The sequence below is a fragment of the Pseudonocardia sp. genome (genome assembly GCF_025965585.1).
In the GTDB taxonomy this organism is placed as follows: domain Bacteria; phylum Actinomycetota; class Actinomycetes; order Mycobacteriales; family Pseudonocardiaceae; genus Pseudonocardia.
The window spans coordinates 1-6,753 of the sequence record NZ_JAOPWR010000501.1; the positions used below are offsets into that span (position 1 = coordinate 1).

6 protein-coding genes and 1 pseudogene are annotated in these 6,753 nt (G+C 70.2%); all 7 read right to left on the reverse strand.

What is annotated here, in order from left to right:
• A partial coding sequence (locus JWR81_RS30555) for an MCE family protein (RefSeq protein WP_297660862.1) occupies positions 1-1,177 on the reverse strand: 1,177 nt, incomplete at its 3' end.
• 1 nt (position 1,178) lies between these two features.
• Positions 1,179-2,153: an MCE family protein gene (locus JWR81_RS30560; RefSeq protein ID WP_297660868.1), complete on the reverse strand. Its 975-nt coding sequence runs from the start codon at positions 2,151-2,153 to the stop codon at positions 1,179-1,181.
• A gap of 1 nt (position 2,154) precedes the next feature.
• Positions 2,155-3,321, reverse strand: coding sequence for an MCE family protein (locus tag JWR81_RS30565; protein ID WP_297660870.1), 1,167 nt, complete (start codon positions 3,319-3,321; stop codon positions 2,155-2,157).
• Positions 3,322-3,391: 70 nt separating this feature from the next.
• Entirely contained in the window at positions 3,392-4,693 is a 1,302-nt protein-coding gene (locus JWR81_RS30570; RefSeq protein WP_297660873.1) for an MCE family protein, read from the reverse strand.
• Positions 4,690-5,529, reverse strand: a complete 840-nt coding sequence (locus JWR81_RS30575; protein WP_297660875.1) for an ABC transporter permease — start codon at positions 5,527-5,529, stop codon at positions 4,690-4,692. The genes JWR81_RS30570 and JWR81_RS30575 overlap by 4 nt, the downstream gene beginning before the upstream one ends.
• A 1-nt stretch (position 5,530) precedes the next feature.
• Complete coding sequence (locus JWR81_RS30580) at positions 5,531-6,304, reverse strand: ABC transporter permease (protein ID WP_297660877.1); 774 nt, start codon at positions 6,302-6,304, stop codon at positions 5,531-5,533.
• 9 nt (positions 6,305-6,313) lie between these two features.
• Positions 6,314-6,753 (reverse strand): annotated as a pseudogene (locus JWR81_RS30585) (hypothetical protein); the annotation flags it as partial.

Genomic DNA, 6,753 nt, shown 5'->3' on the forward strand with positions numbered 1-6,753 from the left:
GCGCAGGGACGGTGGGCAGCGCGAGTCCGGGCAGGGGCGGCGGCTGGTTGGCGTAGAGCGCCGTGAGCACCTGGCCGGCCGTCGGCAGCGGCACCGCGCCGCTGAGCAGCGGACCGGCCGCGCTGCACAGGTTCTTGACCGAGTCCGGGGTGCCTGCCGGCGCCTCGTTCGTCAGGAGCCGGCAGACGGTGAGCAGCGCCGGGTTGGTCAGCTCGTTGATGTCGGCCCGGGTGTCGAGCGTGCCCGAGCTGCCGTTGTAGGTGTTGACCAGGTTGTTGATCGCGGCCGGGGCCACGTCGAGCACCTCGGTGAGCGCCTTCTGCTGGTCGACGAGAGTGGCCGTGACGTCGGTGAGCCCGTCGACGTTGCTCTTCAGCGCCGCCCGGTTGTCCTTGACGAACGCCGACACGTCCGCCAGCGCCTTCGAGAGGTCGGTCAGCGCCGAGCCCAGCTGGGTGCGCTGACCCGCGAGGAAGCCGGAGACGTCGGCGAGCTTGCCGTTGAACTCGCGCACCTGGCCGTCGTTCTGCGCCAGGGTCGAGGTGAACTTCCCCAGCTCCGTGACGGTGCCGAAGAGGTCGTCGCTGGACCCCGCGAGCGTGCCGGAGAGGTCGCCCAGCTTCGTGATCGTCGTGTTGAGGGCCTTGCCGTTGCCGTCCAGGTTCTGCGCCCCGACGTTCAGCAGGTCGTTGAGGGCGCCGGTCTTGTTGACCCCGTTCGGGCCGAGCGCCTGCGCCAGCTGGGTGGCGGTGCGGGCCAGGTCGTCCACACCCAGCGGCACGGCGGTGCGGGACATCGGGATGACCGCGCCGTCCCGCAGCTCCGGGCCGCTCGAGTAGATCGGCGTGAACTGCACGTACCGGCCGGTGACGAGGCTCGGTGAGATCACGACGGCGTTGACGTTCGCGGGCAGCCGGAGATCCTGGTCGGTGATCGTCATGTCGACGCGGACCTGCGTGCCCTCGGGGGTGACCGAGTCGATCTTGCCGACCGGCACGCCGAGGACCTCGACCTGGTTGTCCGGGAACAGGGCCGAGGCGTTGCTGAAGTACGCCGTGACGGTCCTGCCGCCGAGGTTGGAGTTGACGATCCAGATGCCGGCCGCGAGCAGCACGGCGAGCACGCCCGCCAGCGCGACGAACTGCATCTGGCGGCGGTCGGTGATGGTCAGCGGCATGTCAGCACCCGCCCGGGTTCAGTGGACCGATGCTCGGTGTCGGGAGCAGACCGCAGATGTAGTTGTCGAACCAGCGCCCGTTGCCGACCGCGTTGGCGAACAGCCGCACGAACGTGGCTTCGTTCTTCAGCGTGTTGGCCAGGTTGTCCTGGTTCTGCTGCAGCACGTCGACGACGCGGGAGAGCGTTTCGAGCGTGGGCCGCAGCTGTTCCTGGTTGTCGGCCACGAGCCCGGAGAGCTGCTGGGAGAGCTTGCGGGTGCCGTCGAGCAGGTTCGCGATGGCGTCCTCGCGCTGCTGGAGCTCGCCGAGCAGCAGGTTGCCGTCGGAGAGCAGCTGCTGGACGTCCCCGCTGCGGTCCGCCAGCACGGTCGAGAGGTTGCGGGTGCCCGCGAGCAGCTGCTTGATCTGGTCGTCGCGGCCGGCGATGGTGGTGGACAGCCGCGACAGCCCGTCCAGGGTGCTCCGGACGTCGTCCGGGGTGTTGCGGAACGTGTCGGCCAGCGTGCTCAGGCTCGTGGCGAGCTGCTTGGTGTCGATCTGGTCGATCGTCCCGGACAGGCCGTTGAAGGCGTCGACGACGTCGAGCGGCGACGCCGTGCGCGCCAGCGGGATCGGCTGGCTGGGGTCCTGCTCGTGCTGGCCCTGGGGGTCCAGGGCCAGGTACTTGGCGCCCAGCAGCGTCCGGATCTCGATCGACGCGCTCGTGGCGTCGCCGACCCAGGCGTCCTGGACGTCGAAGGAGACGAGGACGTGGTTGCCGTCGAGCGCCACGGTGTCGACGCGCCCGGCCTCGACGCCGGCGATCGTGACCTTGTCACCGGCCTGCAGGCCGGCCGCCTCGCTGAACTCCGCCTTGTAGGTGGTGCCGCCACCGAACAGGGTCGTGAAGTTGAACGCGAGCAGGGTGACCACGAGGATCAGCACGATCCCGGTGATGGCCAGCGGCACCGGCCTGCGTGCTCCGGGGAGAGCCATGTCAGCCACCTCCCAGCGGGGGCAGGACAGGCGCCACCGCGGGCTGCGGCAGCGCGGTGGGGAGCGCGGGCAGCGACGGCAGCGCGGGCAGCAGCGGGGGCTTCTGGCCTGCCGAACCGGCCGGGTCGGCTCCACAGCGCGGCGCGTCGGAGTGGAAGACCGGGATCTCCTGCGCGGGCACGAGGCCGCCGATGCCGATCGAACCGGACACTCCGCACAGGTAGAACTGGAACCAGCTGCCGTAGCTGGCCGCCCGCGAGATCGTGTTGAGCTTGCCGGGCGCGTTCTGCAGGAACGTCTGCAGCGTCGGCCGGGCCACGTCGAGGTTGTTCGACAGCGAGCCCAGTGCCGCGATGTCGTTCTTCAACGGCGCCCGGGCGTCGTCGAGGAAGCCGGCGGTGACCTGGGTCAGGTCACCGATCGAGGCGATCGCCTGCCCGATGGGCTGACGGTCCTGGGCCAGCCCGGACACGAGCTGCTGGAGCGAGGTGATGAGGTCCGACAGCTGAGCGTCGTGCGAGTTGACGGTGGCGAGCACCGAGTTGAGGTTGTCGATCACCTGGCCGATCACCTGGTCGCGGTCGGCGATGGTGTTCGTCAGCGACGACGTGCTGGCCAGCAGGTTCTCGACGGTGCCGCCCTGGCCCTGCAGGACCTGCACGATCTCCATCGAGAGCGTGTTGACCTGCTGGGGGTCGAGCGCGGTGAACAGCGGCTGGAACCCGTTGAAGAGCGTGGTCAGGTTCAGCGGCGGCGTGGTGCGGTCGGCCGGGATCGTGCCGCCCACCGGCAGGGTGGATCCCGTGGGCCCGCCCGTGGCACCGGAACCCTGCGCCAGCGACAGGAACCGCTGGCCGATGAGGTTCTTGTAGAGGATCGCCGCGGTGACCGTCGACGGCAGCACCTGCGTGGAGTCCACGCTGAAGTCGACCTTGGCCATCGTCCGGTCGGCGATGCTGATGTCGTCGACCTTGCCGACCACGACACCGGCGATCCGGACGTCATCGCCCTGCAGCAGGCCCGATGCGTCGGTGAACAGGGCGCTGTAGCTCGCACGCGTGCCACCCTGCGCGTTGGCGATGGTCACGGCCAGCACGGTGGTGGCCAGCGCGGTGACCACCGCGAACACCAGGAACTTGATCAGTGGTGCGAGAGGGACGCGGCTCATCGCACTCCCTCGCTTCGCTCGGTCGACGGTTCGCCGAGGCGCTGGGACATCGGTTCGCTCGCAAGCTCGCTCACGTCAACGTCACCGCCGTCCCGCGGTAGAGCGGGCCCACGAGCATCGAGCTCCAGCTCGGCACGGCCTGCGGGGACGTGCCGTCCTTGGCCGCGACCAGCTCGGCCACGACCTGACGCTCACCCGGCGAGTTCGGCACGCCCATGTCGTAGCTCGAGGGGATCACGCCGAAGTTCGCGTCTTCCGGCCCCGGGGTGCCGACGGGTGGCGCCGGGGTGTTCGAGCCGTCCCGGAACGGGCCGTCCGGCGGGTACTGGGGGCCGAGCGGGAGGATCGGGTAGCAGCGCGGGCCGCGGTCGTCGAGGTACTTCGGCTCCTCGCCCGGGACGTACTTGCCGCGGTTGTTCACGACCTCGAGCGTGATGTGGAGGCCGGGCTCGTTCGTGCCCTTGCCGAACGCCGCGTCGACGCGCGGGATGACGTCGGTGAGCTGGCCCAACAGGCACGGGAACTCCGGTGCGTAGCGCGCCAGCGTCGCGAGCGTCGGACGGCTCGCCGCGGTCAGCGAGATGAGGTTCTCGCCGTTCGCGTCGAGGAAGCCCTTGAGGTCGTCCGAGGCGCCGGTGAGCGACGAGAAGACCTGCGCCAGCCCGTCCTTCTGGTCGACGATCGTCTTGCTCGTGACGGTGAAGTCGTTGAGCGCGTTCAACAGGTCCGGCGCCGCGTCGGAAAGGTTCTCGGAGAAGTCCGCCAGCTGGGTGACGTCGTCCTGCAGGTCCGGGATCGACGGGTTGAGGCCGTCGAGCAGGGTGTTGAGCTGCACGAGGGTCTGGCCGAGCTCCGTGCCGCGGCCCTGTAGTGCCTGCGAGAGCGACCCCAGCGTGGTGGCGAGCTGCTGCGGCTTGACCGCCTGCAGCAGCGGGAGGAGGTGGTTGAGCACCTGGTCGACCTCGCGCGCCGACTGGCTGCGGTCCTGGCCGATGACGTCGCCCGCGGCGATCCGCTGCGACGTGGGGTCCGCCGGGGGCACCAGCGACACGAACTTCTCACCGAACAGCGTCTTGGGCAGCAGCCGCGCCGTGACGTCGGCGGGGATCTGGCCGACCATCTTCGGGTCGATGCTCAGCTGCACCGTGGCGCCGTCGCCCTCGGTGCTGATCTGCTTGATGCTGCCGACGATCAGCCCGCGGACCTTGACGTCGCCACCGTCGGCGAGCTGGTTGCCGACCGTGTCGACCTTGAGCGTCACCGGCACACCGCTGTCGAAGGCCCCGGCGTACTTCCCGATGGCCAGCGCGATCAGCAGCACGATGACCGCGATGAACGCGAGCCCCTGCACGATCTTCTTGGTGGACGTCATCCCGCCACCCGCACCGACGTCGAGGTCCCGTAGATCACCAGCGTCAGGAAGAAGTCCATGATCGCCGTGGTGACGATCGACAGCCGCACCGCGCGGCCGACGGCGATCCCCACGCCCGCGGGGCCGCCCTTGGCCCGGTACCCGTAGTGGCAGTGGATCAGGATGATCACGATCGAGAACGTGATGACCTTGAGATACGAGTAGAGGATGTCACTCGTCGGCAGGAACAGGTCGAAGTAGTGGTCGTAGGTACCACCGGGGAGCCCGTTCAGCAGCGTCACGTTCAGCCGGGCGGACGCGAAGCTCGCCAGCAGGCCGACCGTGTACATCGGGATGATCGCGAGGACCCCGGCGATCACGCGCGTGGTGATGAGGAACGGCACGCTGGGCACCGCCATCACCTCGAGCGCGTCGACCTCCTCGGAGATCCGCATCGCGCCGAGCTGGGCGGTGAAGCCCGCGCCGAGCGTGGCCGTCAGGGCGGCCGAGGCCACCAGCGGCGCGATGTCACGGGTGTTGAAGTAGGCGGTGATGAAGCCCGTCAGGGCCTCCACGCCCAGCGAGTCGAGCGCGCGGAAGCCCTGCAGGCCCACCAGCGACCCGACGAACAGCGACAGCGACAGCATGACGCCGGCCGTGCCGAGGATGACGACGAGCGCCCCCGAGCCGAAGCTCACCTCGGCGAGCAGCCGCATGATCTCGCCGCGGTAGCGCCGGACGGTGCGCGGCATCCAGGCGATCGCGCGGCCGTAGAGGGAGAGCTGGTCGCCCAGGTCCTCGAGGGTCTCGAGCGGGACGGTGAACACGCGGCGGGCGCGGTTGCCGAAGAGGGCCACGTCAGGATCCCTTCGGTGGGACGAGCTCGAGGTAGAGCGCCGTGAGGACGAGGTTGATCAGGAACACGACGACGAACGAGATGACGACGGCCTGGTTCACCGCGTCGCCGACGCCCTTGGCACCGGGCGGCGGGTTGAGCCCGCGGAAGGCGGCGATGATGCCGGCGGTGAAGCCGAACAGCGCCGCCTTCAGCTCGCTGACGACGATGTCCGAGACCTGGGCGATGGCCGAGAAGCTCGCGATGTAGGCGCCCGGCGTGCCGCCCTGGACGATGACGTTGAAGAAGTAGCCGCCACCGACGCCGACCACCGTGGCCAGCCCGTTGAGCACGACCGCTGTGGTGGCCATGGCCAGTACCCGCGGCACCACGAGGCGCTGGATCGGCGAGATGCCGAGCACCTCCATGGCCGCGATCTCCTCGCGGATGGTGCGGGCGCCGAGGTCGGCGCAGACCGCGCTGCCGCCGGCACCGGAGATCAGCAGCGCGGTGACGATCGGCGCGGCCTGCTGCACGATCGCCAGCACGCTGCCCGCACCGGTCTGGCTCTGGGCGCCGAACTGGCGGGTGAGGTCGGCCAGCAGCAGCGCGATGGTGGCGCCGAAGGGGATCGTGAACAGCGCCGTCGGCAGCGCCGAGACCTTCGTGACGAACCACGTCTGCTCGATGTACTCGGCGAGCTGGAACGGAGGCTTGAAGATCGTCCGCACGACCTCGGCGCCGAGGCCGAAGAGCTTGCCGACCGGGGTCAGCGCCCGCGTGATGGGAGCGGTCATCGTCGTCCTCTAGCGCTGGGGCCGGTGCCGGCCGGGGCCGGAGGGCGGAGACTGGTTGCCGGGGCGGGACGAAGGGCCCGAGGACGATCCGCCGCCGTAGCCGGCGTCGTACTCGTCGAAGCCGTCGGCCTGGGGGCCGTAGCCCTGCCCGGGGCTGCGCGTGAAGTCCTGCGGGACGGGGGGCGGACCCTGCGGGGGCTGCTGCACGGTGGGCTGCTGCACCGTCGGCTGCTGGGCCGTCGGGTTCGGGCGGCCGTAGGGGGCCGCGCCCATCACCTGGGTGGGTGCGCCCGCCATCGCCGGCTGGGCGCTCTGGCTCTCACGGATGGCCTGCTGCGCGGCGTAGGGCAGCGTGGGCATCAGCCGCTCCACGCGCTCCTGCCTGCGTCGGACCGCGGCCCGCTCCGGGAGCCCCTTCGTGGCCTCGAGCTGCGGCTTGATCGGCGGCA

Coding starts and splice junctions, on each gene's coding strand:
- JWR81_RS30560 (WP_297660868.1), bottom strand. CDS start 2,153: ATGGCTCTCCCCGGAGCACGCAGGCCGGTGCCGCTGGCCATCACCGGG.
- JWR81_RS30570 (WP_297660873.1), bottom strand. CDS start 4,693: ATGACGTCCACCAAGAAGATCGTGCAGGGGCTCGCGTTCATCGCGGTC.
- JWR81_RS30565 (WP_297660870.1), bottom strand. CDS start 3,321: ATGAGCCGCGTCCCTCTCGCACCACTGATCAAGTTCCTGGTGTTCGCG.
- JWR81_RS30580 (WP_297660877.1), bottom strand. CDS start 6,304: ATGACCGCTCCCATCACGCGGGCGCTGACCCCGGTCGGCAAGCTCTTC.